This is a genomic window from Providencia heimbachae ATCC 35613, from assembly GCF_001655055.1.
In the GTDB taxonomy this organism is placed as follows: Bacteria; Pseudomonadota; Gammaproteobacteria; order Enterobacterales; family Enterobacteriaceae; genus Providencia; species Providencia heimbachae.
Genome location: NZ_LXEW01000013.1, coordinates 1 through 18,098, shown reverse-complemented (window position 1 = coordinate 18,098; position 18,098 = coordinate 1). Strand labels below are relative to the sequence as shown.

The window sequence follows — 18,098 nt, the reverse complement described above, 5'->3', positions numbered from 1 at the left end:
AGCAATATGATAGGGGGGGGCGGGGTAAAAGTTTAAAACCTTTGCCTTAAATTACCGACCATAGTCATTAGTGTGCACAACCGCGAAATGAAAAGTTTTTTTCTGGGAGGTTTGCGATGGCAGGAAGACGCCCGAAACCGACCCACTTGAAAGTGGTCACCGGTAATCCGGGGAAACGAAAACTCAATAATAAAGAACCCAAACCACGGCGTGAAATTCCGAGTCCACCTGAGCACTTAACGGACTGGGGGAAAATGGCGTGGGCAAAATTAACATTGCTTCTTGATGGGATGGGTATTTTAACCGTTGCGGATTCATTAGCACTGGAAAGGCTTTGTGATATTTATGCCGACATATTGCATTTGCGCAATACGGTTGCAATCGAAGGTCATACCTATACAACTAAAACGCAATTGGGTGATTTTATGATTAAAGCGAATCCGGCCGTTGCAATGCTCGCTGATGCAGATCGGCGCTTTAAAAGTTATTTAGTCGAGTTCGGTCTCACTCCGGCAGCTCGCTCAAAGGTGAAAGTCGATGGTGGAGAAGAAGAGGAAGACCCGCTCAGCCAATACTTCGGCTGACCCAGCAACACAGTATGCACAAGATGTTAATGATGGGAAAATACTGGCAGGTCCTGACATACGATATTCGTGTGCAAGGCATTTAAAGGATTTAAAAGAAGCGGAGCGACGGGGTTTGGTTTGGGACGTTGAAGCCGTAAATCGCGTGATTGCTTTCTTTGCAAAAGTCTTAAAGCTCAACGGGGGCGAACATGAAGGCCAACCGTTTATTTTATTGCCGTGGCAGTGTTTTGTTGTTGGCTCCATTTTCGGCTGGAAGATGGAAGATGGTACTCGGCGTTTTCGCATGGTCTATGTGGAATCGGGTAAGGGGTCAGGTAAATCCCCACTCGCAGGGGGCGTAGGTCTTTATTGCTTAGTGGCTGATAACGAACCCCGAGCCGAAATTTATGCCGCTGCCACAAAGAAAGACCAGGCTATGATTTTATTTCGTGATGCGGTGGCGATGGTTGACCAATCACCAGCGCTGAGTCAGCGAATAACTAAATCAGGTGGTGCAGGTAAAGAGTGGAATTTAGCTTTCTTAAAGGCAGGTTCATTTTTCCGACCAATTAGCTCGGATGATGGTCAGTCAGGTCCTCGTCCTCATTGCGCGCTTATTGATGAAATCCATGAGCACAAACACAACACTGCTGTAGAAATGATGCGAGCCGGTACAAAGGGTCGCCGTCAGGCATTGATATTCATGATCACCAATAGTGGTCATGATAAAACCAGTGTGTGTTATGACTATCATGAGTATGGGCGAAAAGTCGCTGAAGGCTCGATTGAGGATGATAGTTTCTTTTCTTATATTTGTTCTCTCGATGAAGGCGACGATCCCTTTAAAGATGAATCGTGCTGGGGAAAAGCGAATCCCTCATTAGGTTATACCTTTACGGATCGCTATTTGCGCGAGCAGGTCACGCAAGCTCAAGGTATGCCCTCAAAAGAGAGCATTGTTCGCCGGCTTAATTTCTGTCAGTGGGTTGATGCTGATGATCCATGGATTAATGGTGATACATGGATGAACCGTGAACAACAATTCACCTTAGAGGATTTACAGGGCGAAGAATGTTACGGCGGACTTGATTTATCGGGAACGCGAGATTTAACGGCATTAGCGCTGTACTTTCCTCAACGCAAATATCTTTATGTTGAATTCTGGACACCGAAAGACACCTTACTTGAGCGAGCCAAAACCGACCGTGTTCCTTATGATGCATGGGTTAGACAAGGCTTTGTTCATACTACGCCGGGTAAAGCTGTCAAATATGAATTTGTTGCTGAGCGTATTGCTGAAATCACCATGCAGGTGAATTTATTGGCCATTGGTTTTGACCAATATCGAATTAAATACCTAGAGCCTGAACTTGATAATGCCTCTGTCACCGTTCCACTTCTGCCTCATGGGCAAGGCTACTACAAAGCGAAAGATTCAGGTCTTTGGATGCCTCACTCCATCGAGCTTTTTGAGGGGCTTATTGATGATGAAAAATTGGTTATTCATGCAAATCCCTGCTTGAGGTGGAATGCCGCTTCAGCGGTGCTTGAAGCCGACCAAAAAGAAAACCGTATCTTTGCTAAAAAGAAAAGTACAGGCCGTATTGATGGCGTTGTTGCGTCAGCGATGGCAATTGGTACTGCTGGCGGCGAGGTTGATGATGACGGCAACCTTGATGATTTTTTCTCTAACCCACTGAGTATGTGATGACAGATAAACAACATTCAATCGATTTGCGGACTAACAATGGTTGGTTTGCGCGTCTGGCTTCCTTCTTTGTTGGTGGGAGGCTTGTGACGCCTGAGCAAGGTTCACAGACCGGCCCTGTTTCTGCTCAAGGTTCACTGGGTGATTCGTCGATAACCGATGAACGTATATTGCAAATAGCCACGGTTTGGCGTTGTGTCAGCTTGATATCAACCTTAACGGCATGCTTACCGCTAGATATCTTCGAAACTGACAAAACAGGCAATCGTTCAAAAGTTGATTTAAGTAATCCTTTAGCCAGATTACTCCGATATTCCCCCAATCAATATATGACTGCGCAAGAATTCAGAGAAGCGATGACAATGCAACTTTGTTTTTACGGAAATGCCTATGCGTTAATTGAGCGTAATCGGTCAGGTGATGTGATTAGCTTACTCCCTCTTCTTTCCGCGAACATGGATGTGAGGATGGAAGGTAAAAACCTTATCTATAAGTATCAACGTGATAAAGAATTTGCCAAGTTTAAACACGCTGAGATATTTCATTTAAAAGGTTTTGGCTTCAACGGGTTAGTTGGATTATCCCCAATAGCGCATGCCTGTAAAACAGCCGGTACCGCCGTGGCTATGGAAGATCAGCAGCGTGAATTTTATGCCAATGGCGCTAAGTCCCCCAAAATACTCACTACGGGCGACAAAGTTCTCTCAAAAGAGCAGCGAGCACAAGTGGAGGAGAATTTTAAAGAAATCGCAGGTGGACCGGTTAAAAAACGATTATGGATATTAGAGGGTGGATTTAAAGCTGAAGATATTGGCGTTAGTCCTCAAGATGCGGAAACCATGGCTTCCCGTAAATTTCAAGTCAGTGAGCTGGCGCGTTTCTTCGGTGTGCCGCCACATTTAGTTGGGGATGTTGAGAAATCAACCAGTTGGGGAACCGGAATTGAGCAGCAAAATTTAGGTTTTCTTCAATACACCTTACAGCCTTTTATCTCTCGATGGGAGAACTGTGTAGCTCGCTGGCTTTTAAAGCCGGGTGATGTGGGTAAATATCATGCTGAGCACAACTTAGATGGCTTATTGCGAGGCGATTCAGCTTCTCGAGCGGCATTTATGAAAGCCATGGGGGAATCAGGGTTGCGTACCATTAATGAAATGCGGCGACTTGATAATTACCCACCACTTGAAGGAGGGGATGTTGCTTACCGGCAATCACAATATGTCCCCATCAACCAACTTAGCCAAGAGCCTCACGAAAGTGGGGCTTAATTATTTATGGGGGCTCAATGTCCGATATTAGAAAAACCCTCGCCTTTGATGAAGCGGAGATTAAATTCACCGGAGATGGCACTCAAGGCGTATTCGAAGGTTATGCATCGGTATTTAGTAACACCGATTCAGACGGCGATATTATTTTGCCGGGGGCATTTAAAGGTGTCTTAGAAAGCCAAAAACGCAAGGTGGCCATGTTTTATAACCATCGAGCATGGGAACTGCCCGTCGGTAAATGGGAGCACTTGGAAGAAGACACTAAGGGGTTACTTGTTAGAGGTCAGCTCACGCCGGGTCATAGTGGTGCCCAAGATTTAAAAGCCGCTATGAAGCACGGTACTGTTGAGGGGATGTCTATCGGGTTTGGTTGTGTCCGGGAAGATTTCGATGTGACCTCATCAGGGCGTATTTTTAAAAATATTTCAATGCTACGGGAAATTAGTATTTGTACCTTTCCTGCTAATGATCAGGCTCAAGTATCGTCGTTAAAAAGTGTCGATGGCCTGTTAACTGTTCGTGATGTTGAATATTGGCTGAGAGAGTCAGCCGGTCTATCAAAATCAGAAGCGATAGGGTTTATTTCACGCTTCAAATCCGCTGTTCGGAGTGAGTCCGATGGCACTCAAAAAACACAAGTTGATTCCATTATTAACCAAATTAATTCATTTAATCTGAAAGGATAAATTATGTCTGATTTAACCGTAATTCAAAAAGCCATCGAAGATTCACAAGTCAAAGTTAAAGAATTATTTAATGAGCAGAAAAAGCAAATTGAAGAGACAGGAACAATCTCTAAGGCGCTGCAAGCTGACTTAACAACCGTTCAAGAAGAACTGAAAAAAGCCGGTGAGCGGCTATTTGATTTAGAGCAAAAAGGGGCGACAGGCGCGGATGATCCTAACGCTAAAAAAGATTTTTCTGAGCGTGCCTCTGAAGAGCTTATTAAGTCGTGGAATGGTAGTGCCGGTGCATTTGAAGTTAAAACATTCAATAAGTCACTGGGCAGCGATGCAGGTTCGGCTGGTGCATTAATTCAACCAATGCAAGTACCGGGCATTGTTATGCCGGGTATGCGCCGTCTAGTTGTTCGCGATTTATTAGCGCAAGGTCGAATTTCCAGTAATTCACTGGAATATGTGCGCGAAAAGTTGTTTACCAATAGCGCTGCACCCGTGAAAGAAAAGGCTCAAAAGCCTGAATCTGACCTGACTTTCGAAAAACAAACCACTAACGTGATCACTATCGCGCACTGGATTCAGGCGTCACGCCAAGTGATGGACGATGCGGCGCAGCTACAGTCTTACTTGAATACCCGTTTGTTATACGGCTTAGCGTTAGTTGAGGAAAATCAACTCCTTAATGGTGATGGCTCAGCCGATAACCTGACAGGTGTTAACCAAGTCGCAACAGCGTACGATATCACGTTGAATGTCGCAGGGGACACGCAAGCTGACTTGATCGCCCATGCGATTTATCAGGTAACAGAGTCTGAATTTAGTGCATCGGGGATCATTTTAAACCCTCGTGACTGGCATACCATTGCATTAATGAAAGACAAGGAAGGCCGTTATATCTTCGGTGGCCCTCAAGCGTTTACTTCTAATGTGATGTGGGGGCTGCCTGTTGTGCCAACAAAAGCACAAGCACAAGGTGAGTTTACGGTTGGTGCGTTCGATTTAGCATCACAAGTATGGGATCGCATGGATGCCACAATTGAAGTTAGCCGTGAAGACCGCGATAACTTTGTTAAAAATATGCTGACCATCCTGTGTGAAGAGCGTTTAGCGTTAGCACACTACCGCCCTCAAGCATTAATCAAAGGCTCTTTTGCTACAGCGGAAGGTAAGTCAACCAAATAATAAGGTCGGGGTAGGTAACTGCCCCGTATTATTCCGATGGATATCTTAGATGTTATTCCGCTTTCATTGCTAAAGCAGCACATTGAATATGACGATGACGATCGGGATGAGCAGATTAAATTTTATGCTCAGAGTGCTTTGGATTATTGCTTAAAATGGTGTGATGAACCTGCATGGAAAGTACCTGAAGATATCCCTCATCCCGTTAAATCGGCAACGCTATTAGTCCTCGGCGATTTGTTTGAGCACCGTACCAGTCAAAGTGAAATTCAATTGTATGAAAATAAAGCTGCTGAGCGTTTATTGTTTCATCATCGAAATTGGCGGGGTGGCGAATGAATCCGGGGCGCTTACGTCACAAAGTGACCTTTCAACGTAGTGAACTGGTTAAGTTACCTTCTGGCGCTCGTGAAAATCAGTGGGTTGATATTGCAACAAATGTTAGGGCTGAGGTTAAAGGTATTTCCGGTCGCGAGCTTCTTGCGTCAGGTGCCGAAATGTCAGAAATCACCGTTCGCATTTGGATGCGTTTTCGACCGGATATCAACTCAACCTGTCGCATGGTTTTTAATGGACTTAATTATGATATTCAGTCTGCTATCCCTGATGTAAAGCGCACTCGATTGGAATTATTGTGTAAACAGGGAGTGAAATCGGATGGATGATTTTAATATTGATTTCAGTGGCTTCCTCGATATCGCCAAAGAGTTTGATGAACTGAGTAAAGCAGAGAGTACCAAAGTATTACGACAGGCTGCATATGCAGGTGCTGCAGTATTGCGTGATGAAGTCAGAGCCAAAGCACCACGGCGGACAGGAAAGCTGGCGAGAAATATTGTGGCCAGTAGCCAACGAAGCCGAAAAACAGGTGAAGTCTCTGCAGGTGTTTATGTGCGTGGTAGCAATAAAGACAGTACAAACAGTGATAATTCAATGAAAGCCAAAGACCCAAGAAATGCGTATTACTGGCGATTTTTGGAAGAGGGCACATCAAAAATGCCCCCGGTACCTTTTATTCGACCTGCATTTGACAGTAAAGCTGATGAAGCCGCGAGCGCTGCAATCTCGAAGTTAAATGAGGCCATTGATGGAGTGCTAAAAAAATGACGGAAGCGGATTTATTTATACTTTTGGATCCTGTTTTACCCGATAAAGTTTTCCCGTCTGTTGTTCCTCAAGATATGCCAGCTATAAGTCCACCTTGGATAATATTTTCATTTTATGAAATTGATGAAGATGTATTGTCTGGTCAAGCCGAAACCATGACTAATATTCAAATTGATGTTTATGCCAAAAGTCCAGATGAGGCGACTGAAATACGGAATAAAGCATTCATGGCCATCAAAATATTATTACCAACAAATGTCTCACGAAAACCCGATTATGAGCCCGATACCGCGCTGCATCGTCGAACCCTAGAATTCCAAGTCTGGAATTAAATTTTAACTCACACCATCAGCCACTTTCGAGTGGTTTTTTTATGTCTATAGGAAACTGATATGACGAGTAAACATGAAAAAACGCAAGGTACCAAAATCAGTATTTCGAAGCTACCTGCGACAGATGTCACTGCAGTCGAGACAGATTCATTGTCGATTGATTGCACAACGAAAGAAGTTAGTTTCACGGGGGGGCAAAAAGCGGATATTGATGTCACCACGTTCTGTTCAACAGAGCAGGAAAATATAAACGGGCTGGCTGCACCGGCAGAAGTCACGATTGGTGGTAACTTTGCCATTGATGAAGGTCAAGATGTATTGCGCCAAGCTTATGATAATGACACTGTCCATGCCTTTAAGGTGGTATTTCCTTCTGGTGCTGGCTTCGCTTTTCTTGCGGAGGTTCGTCAAAATAGCTGGTCAGCAGCTACAAACGGCGTGGTGAGCGCATCATTTACACTTCGCCTCAAAGGTAAGCCTACACCATTAGTAAAAGGTAAGGTCGCCCAGCAGCGCAACCAACCGGAGGCGGTAAATAATGGCTAAAAAGTCTAATTTACGCAACTTAGCCCTCAGCGCATCACAATCATATCGTTCTAAAAAAGTGATTGTGTCCGAATGGGGCGGTTTAGAAGTGACAGTGCGTGAGCCTTCCCTTCAAGCACGGATTCAATGCAGCGAGTTACACGAATTGAAAGGGGGAGAGGAGTTAACATCTACGCAAAAATCACTCCTCAATATCGAGGGGGATGTGACTTTATTTACTCACATTCTTCTTGAAGAAGATGGTAGCCCGGTCTTTACGGAAAAAGATATCCCTGAATTGTTAAAATCCTATGGCCCGGTTCACGCACGGTTATTATCTGAAGCGTTTGCGCTGACTATTTCAGTACTAGAAGCTGAAAAAAAGTAAAAGAACCGGAAACATTCTTTTTAATGACACTAGCGCTCAGACTGGGGAAAACCCTAGCAGAGTTAGTTTCTAGTCTGGACGCTAGCGAGCTCAGAATGTGGATGGCATACGACAAGATAACCCCCATTGGGGATCGTCGTGGGGATATTCAAACAGCAATGATAACGTCGGCGGTATTGAGTGCGGCGGGCGCAAAGGTTTCATTAAATGAAATGATACCAGTTTGGGATCAGGAGGCCGCAAACGAGCCCAATAGTAGCAATAACAACCAAGAGCCACTTGAAGCATGGTTGAGCAGCATGTCCGAATAGTTATATAGTAGGGCCATTATTTATTAATGGAATTACTTAAATGAAAAAGCTATTTATTGTTGCCATTGCTTCTACTGCTTTGTTATTCGGGTGTGGAGAGGAAGTACCAAAAACTACTGGCGATATAATGAGTCACCTAGAAAATCGTGATGACATGCGCTCATACAATTTAAAGTTTAAAAACTTAAATCTTTATGAAACAGAGCAGGGTGAGGATATGTTGTGTGGAGAGATTCAATTTTCCAGAAAATCCAACATGCTACCTATAAGTACTCCAGTAGTCCTTCGTTCGGATCTAAGTAAGGATGTAAATGAGGTTGTTGATGGAAAAAAATATTTTAAATTTTATTTTTTCAAAAAAACAAACTCTCAAAGTGCTGCAAACGAAGAACCGATAGTAATAGTAGACACAAATGATTCCAAGCTAATTGGGTTATGGAATCAAGCCTGCAATAATTAACAATGACTGCTTAGGCGGTCTTTTTTTGGAGACCGCAAATGGCAACATTACGCGAATTAATTTTAAAAATATCAGCTAACTCAACCAGCTTTCAAGCGGAGGTTAGTAAAGCTTCTCGTATTAGTAATGACTTTTACAAAAACTCCTCAAATGGCAGCCGTCAATTACGTCAAGAGCTAGCTCAGCAAAAGAAAGCCCTTTCAGAAATTAATGGCCAGTTATCAAGTGTGGCTATGACTGCAAAAGCTAGCGCTGGTGCTTTGATTGGTTTCTTTTCTGCCTCAGCGGCGATTTCCACTGTTGATGAGTGGGGGCAAATGTCGGCTCGTATCACGATGGCTCTAAAATCCGTAGAGGGTTCAGCCCAGCGTTACGATGATATACAAAAACGATTTTTAACTATTAGTAATCGAAATGGTAAGGCAGTAGAAACAACCCAAGAGTTATATATCAGTACAGCTTCAGCGATGAAAGAATTGGGATATGACACAACCCAAACTGTTGATTACATCGAATCCATGTCTTCGGCATTCACAGCCAATGCAACCAGTGCCCAAAAAACAGAATCAGCCCTTAACGCGATGAGCAAATCCACAATTGAAGGTAAGGTGGCGGGTGAGAACTGGAAAGCGATCATGAATGCAACACCATCAATTCTTATCGATATCGCCAAGGAGTTAGAGCGTACAAATGGTGGAATGAAGGTGACAGAAAGCCAAGTTAAAAAGTTAGCAGCGGAAGGAAAAATATCTTTTAAGTTATTTGCTGATGCGGTAAAAAATGCCAAAGATGCGAATAATGAACTCGCGGATTCAATGGATAATACGGTTGCTGATGGCTTTATGCGAGTGGCTAATTCAGCAAAAAGCTACTTTGGTGAGCTAAATAGAGGGGCTGGAGCAACCAAGTCAATATCTACTGTTCTTGCTACGGTAAGTGATAATTTTGATAAGGTTGCCCTTGCTGGCAGCTTGTTAGTTGGCGTTGGATTATCTCGCTATCTTGGAAGTTTAACGATAAATACAAAAAATTTAGCAAAAGAGACAGCTAACAGTTACCTATCGCAAATCAATCACACAAGGGAGCAAGTTCGCAGTCTTGGGGTAACTCAAATGCAGATTAAGGATGAAAAGCAGTTACTCCTTGATATGAGACAAAAATTAGTTACTAGACGAATGGTTGCTGCAACTGATAAAGAGCGATTAGTTCTAGATAATCAACTTGCAAAAAACACCAAAAAACTTATAGCAATTAATAATCAAGAAATAACGACAAACGCAAGATTATTAGCTTCACGAAAAGCATTAAATGGTTTTCGAATGGCTGGCAATGCGGTGGTTAGTGGAACCAAAGGATTACTGTCTTTGGTTGGCGGATTGCCGGGTGTGATAATGCTCGGCGCTGGCGCATGGTATGCCGTAAAACAGCAGCAAGATGCAGCTCATCAATCGGCATTAGAGTATGCAAATGCATTAGATGAGGTCATTAAACGCACCAAGAACATGACCCTAACAGAATCATCAGATGAAGCGGGAAAAGTTGAAAAAACATTAGATGCACAAAGAAAGGCATATGAGGATCAATTAAAGTTAGTACAGAAAATAAGAGCTGATATTAAGGCTGGAGAGAATGATGCGGCTCAAAACTTCCCAGATCTACCTTCAATTGCGAAAGAGGGAGCTTTAAAAAATTATTTATCTGCAGTGCAATTGCTTGCTGTTGAAGAAGATCGTCTGATACAAAAAGAAAAAGACCTACAGTCAACAACAAATGCTTTGAATCAACTTGAAAGCAGGAGAGATGAATTAATACGACAACAAAATGATAGCAAGCGCACTAAACTTAAATTTATGGCTCAGGAACTCGCTCAAGAATCAGAGTTTAATCGATTAATTTTACTCGGTAATAACTTAATATCAAATAGACAGCTACTTACTAAAGTACCTGTATCCTTACTTAATCCTGAGCAGATAGGATTTCTTGATGGAGCTTCTCGTGAGGCTCAAATTGCAGGTATGTCTCAACGTGATCAGCTTAAACAGCGTAGTCAGTGGGAAGCGGAAAGTATGTTTCCTAATGACGAGCGCTATGGTTCCTATAAAAAACAGTATGTTAATGATAAGCTAAAAGCCTTTGATGACCGCGAAAAAATGAATAGCTCGCTGAAATCGGGCATTTCATTAACGAAAGAAGCAGATAGGGTCACGGAACGCTATAAAGATAAAATGGCAGACCTCAGCGTTGCAATGGAAGTCCAAAAAATTAGGGCATTACAAGGTGAAAAAGCCGCTGCACTTTATGCTGCCGGAAATGAAACGGGCGCTAAGTGGACGGATGAGCAACGAAAAGCGATTCAATCATCTTCTGTTCAGCTGGCGGAATGGACACAAAAAGCCGATGAAGCTGTGCGCAAACAGCGCGAAATGACGGATGCACTTAAAGAGTTAAAAGATGCGACCCGTAAATATAATGATGATGCTGCTTTGGCTAAAAGCACGGTCGGTATGGGTGATCGTCGTCGCGGTCAGGAAGAAGAACGCCAGCAAGTTGAGCGGGTATTTAGCAAAACGGATGGCGGGTTGGAGGCGTTAAAAGCGAGGCAAGATGCGCTAGACGCACTCAACAATAAGTACAAGGAGGCCGCAATCGCTGAAACAGACTGGCGAGCAGGTGTGAGTGCGGGACTTGAAAACTGGGTCAATGATGCTTCCAATTATGCCGGTCAAGCTGCAAGTGCAACTCAATCAGCAATGACCGGAATGGTGGATAATGTCGCTAATGCCTTGAATGGAAACAAAGCGGATTGGAAAAGCTGGTCGGTTGATGTGCTGAAAAGTGTACAAAAGGTATTGCTTAATATGGCGTTAGTCCAATCGATGAAGGCTGCAGGTAGCTATTTTGGCGGTGGATTCGGTAGTTTTATGAGTTCTATTGTCCCCAATGCCAAAGGGGGCGTTTATGATTCTCCTGGTCTGAGCTCATACAGTGGGCAAATCGTTAACTCTCCCACCATGTTTGCCTTTGCGAAGGGGGCAGGATTGATGGGGGAAGCAGGTCCCGAAGCAATTATGCCACTTACACGAGGCTCGGACGGTTCATTGGGGGTACGTGTCCTTGGTTTGGAAAACGTCCAAAACGGATCCACTTCCATTACGTCTAATAACGCAATTAAAATTGATGTTGGTGATATCAATCTGATAAGTGATGGAGCTAAGGATCGGCAACAACCTGTCGGTGATGTAAGCGCCGCTAAACAGCAACTCAAAAACGAAATTGTTAATACTGTTAACGAGCAAGCATCAAGAGAGGGAACCCCCCTTTGGCGGTTAATTAATCAGAGGAGGTAATTTTGGTAGAAACATTTACATGGTGCCCTCGTGTCAACGCGCAAGCCGACACCGTATTTCGAATTAAAAAGGCACAGTTCGGCGATGGATATGTACAGGTTGCTGGGGATGGACTTAATAATCGCTCTGATAGTTGGCAACTGGAATTTGTAGGCAAAGAGGCAATGATCGAACAGATTGTTGCCTTTTTTGATCGCCATGCTGGACATAAAGCCTTTATCTGGAAGCCACCCCTAAGACCGAAAGGTTTGTTTCGCTGTGAACAATACAAGCCAGTTACGCTCGGTGGCGGTAATTATTCATTGACCACCAGTTTTATTGAGGCCTTTAGCACATGAAGATAATTTCGGATATTCAGCAGCTTGAGCCGGGTAATAAAATTCAGCTTATTGAAGTCGATGCCAGTGAGTTTGATGGGCCGGTACTTCGTTTTCATGCGTATAACTTGCGATATACCCCGACTGAAATTATGGCTGCCGGTGATAAGTTAAAACCTAAGTCTATTTGGTGGCAAGGGAATGAATACGGGGCATGGCCTTATCAAATTGAGGGCATGGCTAAAAATAGTGATGGTAGTCAAGCGCGGCCTAAGCTGAGAGTTTCTAATGTTGATAGCGTAATATCATCATTGTGTTTGCAATTTGATGATCTCGTTCAAGCTAAAGTAACTCTTTATGAAACTTTTTCCCACTATCTTGATGCGAAAAACTTTTCTGATGGCAATCCAACGGCTCAACCGGACGAATGTTTTAAGCAAGTGTATTACATCGACCAAAAAACCAATGAGGTAGCCGGTGAGGCTATCGAGTTTGACCTATCAAGCCCGTTCGATTTGCAGGGAATTATGATACCCGTTCGCCAGATACATAACTTGTGTTACTGGTGCATGAAAGGGGATTATCGTAGTGGTCGAGGGTGTAATTATACAGGGAATAAATACTTTAATGAACGGGGTGAGCCAGTCGATGATCCATCGTTAGATAGATGTGGCGGTCTTATCAGTGATTGTAAAAAACGCTTTGGTGAAAATGAACCTTTAGATTTTGGAGGGTTCCCAGCAGCAGGATTAATACGATGATCACAAAAAAAATAAGTGAAGTGATATTTCAGCATGTGAAAGCGGAATATCCTAAAGAGGCTTGCGGTGTCATTTGCCAAAAGAGCCGAGTTAAACAGTATTTCCCCTGTCGTAATCTCTCCAGCAACCCTATCGACCACTTTGAACTTTCCCCCGAAGATTATGCCCTCGCCGAAGATTGGGGAAAACCTATCGCGATTGTGCACAGTCATTGCGGTGATGGGGTCACAACGCAACCGAGTGAAATTGACAAGTTACAATGTGATGTCACCGAATTACCGTGGGTCATTGTGTCATGGCCAGAAGGCGATCTTCGCGTTATCTCTCCTCGAGGAGAGCGGAAACTTGAAGAGCGTCCTTTTGTGCTGGGTCATGCGGATTGTTGGTCGCTGATTATGGATTATTACTATCAACAGCACGGCATTACCTTGAATAACTACAGCATCGAGCGCCGTTGGTGGGAAGAGGGCGAAAGTCGCTATATGGACAATTGGCAAAAAGAAGGTTTTGTTGAGTTTTCTGGCGAGCCGAAAGACGGTGATATGGTCATTATGCAAGTGCAAGCGAATGTCCCTAATCATGCTGGGGTGCTGGTGAATAATGGCATGCTGCTTCATCACCTTTATGGCCAGCTCAGTCGCATTATTCCTTACAGCGATTATTGGCGTGATCGCACCATTAAAATCGTGCGGAGGAAAGAGCTGATATGAATACGTTAAAAACTATCCGGTTATATGGACAACTCGGTACTTTGTTTGGGCGAGAGCATAAATTAGCGATTGATTCCCCTCGTGAAGCGATTAAAGCGCTATCTGTACTTTGCAAAGGTTTTGAGCAATTTTTAGCAACAGCCCATCTAAAAGGCATGGAATTTGCGGTATTTAAAGGCAAGCGTAATATTGGCGAAGATGAATTGTATCTCGATACAAGCGAAGAAATTCGCATTGCGCCTATCATTAAAGGTAGTAAGCCGGGTGGATTTTTTCAAACCATTTTAGGTGTGGCCATGATAGGGGCTGCAATGATGTTAGGTCCTGCCGGTTGGGCGGCATTTGGTGCTGGTGGTTTTATGGGCGGCGGTCTTGCGCTGATGGGTGCTGCCACCGCATTAGGCGGTGTTATTCAAATGCTATCCCCACAACCTAATGGTTTATCTATGCGGCAAGACCCGGATAATAAGCCATCTTATGCTTTTGGTGGGGCTGTTAATACCACTGCGCAAGGGAACCCCGTTCCACTTCTTTATGGGCTAGACCGACGAGAAATCGGTGGAGCCATAATCTCTGCAGGGATTTATACCGAAGATCAGCAATAAATCGATTAAATTTAACTAGCCACCTACGGGTGGTTTTTTTATGGGTGAAATATGGCGAAAATACAAGGTGCTAAGGGCGGCGGTGGCGGCGGACATACGCCAACGGAATCACCGGATAGTTTATTATCTGAATCGACGGCAAAAATTCTATTAGCCTTATCTGAGGGTGAGATTGCTGGCGGCTTGGATGATACGCGTATTTTTCTCGACGACACGCCGATTGGTAATTCGGATGGCAGCAAAAACTTTGAGGGTGTTACGTGGGAATTTCGTTCCGGCAGTGAACACCAGGAGTACATTCAAGGTATCCCTTCCGTTGATAATGAAATCAATGTGGGGATGGAATTAAAAGACGATCAGCCTTATGTGAGAAATATCGGTAACACCCAACTTTCAGCAGAGCGCATTCGCTTTTCGCTTCCTCAATTTATGCAGCAACATGATAACGGGGATGCGACAGGGTATCGTGTTGATTATGCGATTGATTTATCTACTGATGGCTCAGGATATCAAGAGGTCACTAAATCTGCTTTTGATGGTAAAACAACCAGTGAATATCAACGTACACATCGTGTTGATTTACCTAAAGCGATCACTGGTTGGCAATTACGTGTTCGCCGTTTAACTAAAAATCAAAATTCAGCAAAGGTAGCCGATAAAATTACTATTTCTGCCGTTGCTGATGTTATCGATGCGAAATTACGGTACCCAAATACCGCGCTGTTATTTATTACTTTCAATGCGCGCCAGTTTAATAACCGTATTCCAAAAATCAGCGTACGCCCGAAAGGGGGTCTGTTGATTAAAATACCGACTAATTATGACCCAATTAATCACACCTATTCGGGCGCGTGGGATGGCACGTTTAAATTAGCGGCGGCCAATAACCCGGCATGGGTATTTTATGATTTAGTCTTAAATAATCGTTATGGTTGCGGTGATCGCATTAAAGCGGCGCAAATAGAAAAATGGGACTTATACCGAGTTGCACAATATTGTGATGAGTTAGTCCCTGACGGTTACGGTGGTAATGGGAAAGAGCCGCGCTTTTTATGTGATGTGTACATTCAATCACAAGAAACCGCCTATCAAGTGCTCAACGATATTGCGGCTATTTTCCGTGGCATGACGTTCTGGGCTGATAATAAAGTCAACGTATCCGCGGATATGCCAGACACTATTTACCGTACTTTTACCAATGCCAATATTGTTAATGGTAAACCAACTTACTCCGGCGGCAGTATTCAAAATCGCTATACACAGGCATTGGTTTCATTTACGGATACAGATAATCACAGTAATGATGAGATTGAGCCAGTTGCAGACTTAAAGCTCCAGCGTCGATATGGCGTAAGAAAAATGGATCTCTCCGCAATAGGTTGTACACGCCGAAGTGAAGCAAATCGACGAGGTCGCTGGGCTTTATTGACTAATGCTAATGACCGGATGATTTCTTTCGCGACAGGCCTTGAAGGTGCAATACCGTCTCCTGGTCATATTATTGCAGTTGCTGATTCGGCATTAGCGGGACGAGATACTGGCGGGCGTATTTCCTCGGTTGAGGGGCGAAAAATTACCCTCGATAGAACCACCTCAATTAAAGCCGGCGATCGCCTGATTGTGAATTTACCCGATGGTAAATCAGAGGGGCGAACCGTCACCGCCGTGAATAAAAAAGTGGTCACGGTTTCTGTTGAATATTCACAAGCTCCGCAAAAAGAAGCGGTGTGGGTGGTGGACTCCGACGATTTAGCAGTGCAATTGTATCGAGTTATCAATATCAGTGATAACGGTGATAACACTTACACGATTTCGGGTGCCATTCATAACCCTGATAACTATGATCACATCGATTCAGGGGCACGTATTGATGAGCGACCAATAACGGTTATACCTCCTAATGTGCAGCCAGCCCCAAAGAATGTGCGCATTTCGTCCTATTCACAGGTAGACCAAGGCATTGCATTTACTACCTTGCGAGTGGATTGGGAAGCGGCTGAAAGCGCTATCGCATATGAGGCTGAGTGGCGTCGGGATAATGGCAATTGGATAAACGCCTCTCGTACATCAACATTGGGCTTTGAAGTTAATGGTGTTTATACAGGGCGTTATCAAGTTCGCGTTCGTGCGATTAATGCGTCTGAAATATCCAGCATATGGTCCAGCGCGGAAGAAACTAAACTCAATGGTAAGGTAGGTAATCCACCAAAACCGCTCAACCTGCGCGCATCATCGGAAGTTTGGGGTATTACCTTGGATTGGGGTTTTGCGCCAAACACCAGTGATACGCTGAAAACTGAGCTTCAGTATTCAACTGAAAATACCCTTGATTCTATGCAGCTGCTTGCTGATGTGCCTTATCCGCTCAAATCTTATCGTATGTCGGGATTGAAAGCGGGTGTTCGCTTTTATTTTCGTGCGAGGCTGGTGGATAAAACCGGTAATCAATCCGAGTGGACAAGTCTTGTTTTCGGTGAGTCATCATCGGATGCGGAGGGAATTTTAGAAGCGGTTGGCGACAAATTCCTCAGCAGCGAAGCCGGTCAAATCATGCAAGAACAAATCAACTTCAACAAAGACCAAGTGTCTGACTTAAAAATAGATAGTGATGATTTCAAGCAAAAAGTTATCAGCATCGATCGCGAATTTGATGCGGTTAACGAAGCCATGATGACGATTACACAATTCTCAACCGAGAGCTATTATGAACTCAAGGAAGAGTCAGCCAAAGGCAAAGCATCTATCAAGCAGTTAGAGCAGGTTCAAGCTGACTTCACGGCATCTCAAGCGAAGTATCAGCAAGAAGTTGCCTCAAAATTTGAGCATACGGCAGCAGATGTTTTGACTGTTCAAGAATCATTAGCGAAATCGAATGAGGCTTTCGCTCAGCAAATCGGGCAAGTTCGTGCCGAGATTGAGAGTACTAATGAAGAAGTCGGTACCATTACAAGTCGAGTGACTACCGTTGAAAAAGCCACGGTTGATCTGAAATCAGCACATGCCAGCCTCGAGCAATCAACCGTCTCTGAATTTGGTGAAATGCGCGGTTATATCACTCATTTTGAACAGGCATTCTCTGACAGCGAAAAAGCCCTCGTCGAGTCAATAGGACAAACTCAAGCTCAAGTTAACTTATTACACAATGAAAATCGCATTTCACGAGCGCGTATCATTCGAACAGAGACCGCGTTAGCAACTGAAACAGAAGCGCGAGCAGAAGATAAGGTACAAATCGATGCGCGTTTTGATGATGCGGAAGGTGCTATTGTCACGATTAAAGAAGTTCAAGCCAAGCAAGATGAAGCACTGGCGAAAACGGAAGAGCAGTTACGTGCAGAAATCCAGATGGGTGATGAGGGTATCCAAGGGCAACTGGATGAGCAAGGCCAAAAGTTATCCAGTGTCAGCAGTATTGTTGATGAGCAAAAAACTGCAATTGCTAACCTGAACGAAACCACCACTAACATTACGCAAACTCAAGAGAGTCAGTTTGAAAAAACACAAGCCAGTATCGGCAAACTAACGGAAACCACTGCTAGTACAGATAAAGCGCTGACAGAAGCGAAGGAGCAATCTAAATCACGCTTTGAAGATAATGAATCATCTATCACTCACATTCAGCAAACAATGAGCAATGAAGAACTTGCACAAGTTGAAGCCATCGGACAATTGACAGCTCAACAAAATGTGCAGGGTACTGAAATACTCAGAGCGAAAGCATCAATCACTCGCATTGATAAAGTGGTTGCTGATAATGACCACGCCTACGCGCAATCATTTGAGAAAATATCGACTCAATTTGATGGAATTAGTGCAGATATTACCACCATC

General features: G+C 43.9%; 19 protein-coding genes. All 19 read left to right on the top strand.

Going from position 1 to position 18,098, the window contains the following annotated elements; all coding sequences use genetic code 11:
* Window positions 1-116 precede the first annotated feature (116 nt).
* Window positions 117-584 (top strand): phage terminase small subunit P27 family, encoded by a 468-nt coding sequence (locus tag M998_RS03335; RefSeq protein ID WP_068907528.1) that lies wholly within the window; start codon window positions 117-119, stop codon window positions 582-584.
* Window positions 538-2,274, top strand: a complete 1,737-nt coding sequence (locus tag M998_RS03330; protein ID WP_068907527.1) for a terminase large subunit — start codon at window positions 538-540, stop codon at window positions 2,272-2,274. The genes M998_RS03335 and M998_RS03330 overlap by 47 nt, the downstream gene beginning before the upstream one ends.
* Entirely contained in the window at window positions 2,274-3,542 is a 1,269-nt protein-coding gene (locus M998_RS03325; protein WP_068907525.1) for a phage portal protein, read from the top strand. Before M998_RS03330 ends, M998_RS03325 begins: the two co-directional genes overlap by 1 nt.
* A 17-nt stretch (window positions 3,543-3,559) precedes the next feature.
* Window positions 3,560-4,228, top strand: a complete 669-nt coding sequence (locus M998_RS03320) for an HK97 family phage prohead protease (RefSeq protein WP_068907523.1) — start codon at window positions 3,560-3,562, stop codon at window positions 4,226-4,228.
* A gap of 3 nt (window positions 4,229-4,231) precedes the next feature.
* Window positions 4,232-5,404, top strand: coding sequence for a phage major capsid protein (locus M998_RS03315; protein WP_068907521.1), 1,173 nt, complete (start codon window positions 4,232-4,234; stop codon window positions 5,402-5,404).
* A 36-nt stretch (window positions 5,405-5,440) separates the two neighbouring features.
* Complete coding sequence (locus tag M998_RS03310) at window positions 5,441-5,743, top strand: head-tail connector protein (protein WP_068907519.1); 303 nt, start codon at window positions 5,441-5,443, stop codon at window positions 5,741-5,743.
* Window positions 5,740-6,069, top strand: coding sequence for a phage head closure protein (locus M998_RS03305; RefSeq protein WP_068907517.1), 330 nt, complete (start codon window positions 5,740-5,742; stop codon window positions 6,067-6,069). Before M998_RS03310 ends, M998_RS03305 begins: the two co-directional genes overlap by 4 nt.
* Entirely contained in the window at window positions 6,062-6,511 is a 450-nt protein-coding gene (locus M998_RS03300) for an HK97-gp10 family putative phage morphogenesis protein (RefSeq protein WP_068907516.1), read from the top strand. Before M998_RS03305 ends, M998_RS03300 begins: the two co-directional genes overlap by 8 nt.
* Entirely contained in the window at window positions 6,508-6,843 is a 336-nt protein-coding gene (locus M998_RS03295; protein WP_068907514.1) for a hypothetical protein, read from the top strand. The genes M998_RS03300 and M998_RS03295 overlap by 4 nt, the downstream gene beginning before the upstream one ends.
* Window positions 6,844-6,903: 60 nt before the next feature.
* On the top strand, window positions 6,904-7,389 hold the full coding sequence (locus M998_RS03290) for a phage tail tube protein (protein WP_068907512.1): 486 nt from the start codon (window positions 6,904-6,906) through the stop codon (window positions 7,387-7,389).
* A complete protein-coding gene (locus M998_RS03285; protein WP_068907511.1) occupies window positions 7,382-7,756 on the top strand; it encodes a phage tail assembly chaperone in 375 nt (124 codons plus the stop codon). Before M998_RS03290 ends, M998_RS03285 begins: the two co-directional genes overlap by 8 nt.
* Before the next feature lie 23 nt (window positions 7,757-7,779).
* Complete coding sequence (locus M998_RS03280; protein WP_068907509.1) at window positions 7,780-8,067, top strand: phage tail assembly protein T; 288 nt, start codon at window positions 7,780-7,782, stop codon at window positions 8,065-8,067.
* A 40-nt stretch (window positions 8,068-8,107) separates the two neighbouring features.
* Window positions 8,108-8,527, top strand: a complete 420-nt coding sequence (locus M998_RS03275; protein WP_068907507.1) for a hypothetical protein — start codon at window positions 8,108-8,110, stop codon at window positions 8,525-8,527.
* Window positions 8,528-8,565: 38 nt separating this feature from the next.
* Window positions 8,566-11,874, top strand: a complete 3,309-nt coding sequence (locus M998_RS03270) for a phage tail tape measure protein (RefSeq protein WP_068907505.1) — start codon at window positions 8,566-8,568, stop codon at window positions 11,872-11,874.
* Window positions 11,874-12,212: a phage tail protein gene (locus M998_RS03265; RefSeq protein WP_068907503.1), complete on the top strand. Its 339-nt coding sequence runs from the start codon at window positions 11,874-11,876 to the stop codon at window positions 12,210-12,212. The genes M998_RS03270 and M998_RS03265 overlap by 1 nt, the downstream gene beginning before the upstream one ends.
* Entirely contained in the window at window positions 12,209-12,952 is a 744-nt protein-coding gene (locus M998_RS03260) for a phage minor tail protein L (RefSeq protein ID WP_068907501.1), read from the top strand. Before M998_RS03265 ends, M998_RS03260 begins: the two co-directional genes overlap by 4 nt.
* Complete coding sequence (locus M998_RS03255; protein WP_068907499.1) at window positions 12,949-13,662, top strand: C40 family peptidase; 714 nt, start codon at window positions 12,949-12,951, stop codon at window positions 13,660-13,662. The genes M998_RS03260 and M998_RS03255 overlap by 4 nt, the downstream gene beginning before the upstream one ends.
* A complete protein-coding gene (locus tag M998_RS03250) occupies window positions 13,659-14,267 on the top strand; it encodes a tail assembly protein (RefSeq protein ID WP_068907498.1) in 609 nt (202 codons plus the stop codon). The genes M998_RS03255 and M998_RS03250 overlap by 4 nt, the downstream gene beginning before the upstream one ends.
* 51 nt (window positions 14,268-14,318) lie before the next feature.
* The coding region (locus tag M998_RS03245) for a TipJ family phage tail tip protein (RefSeq protein ID WP_248846446.1) at window positions 14,319-18,098 on the top strand (3,780 nt) is incomplete at its 3' end.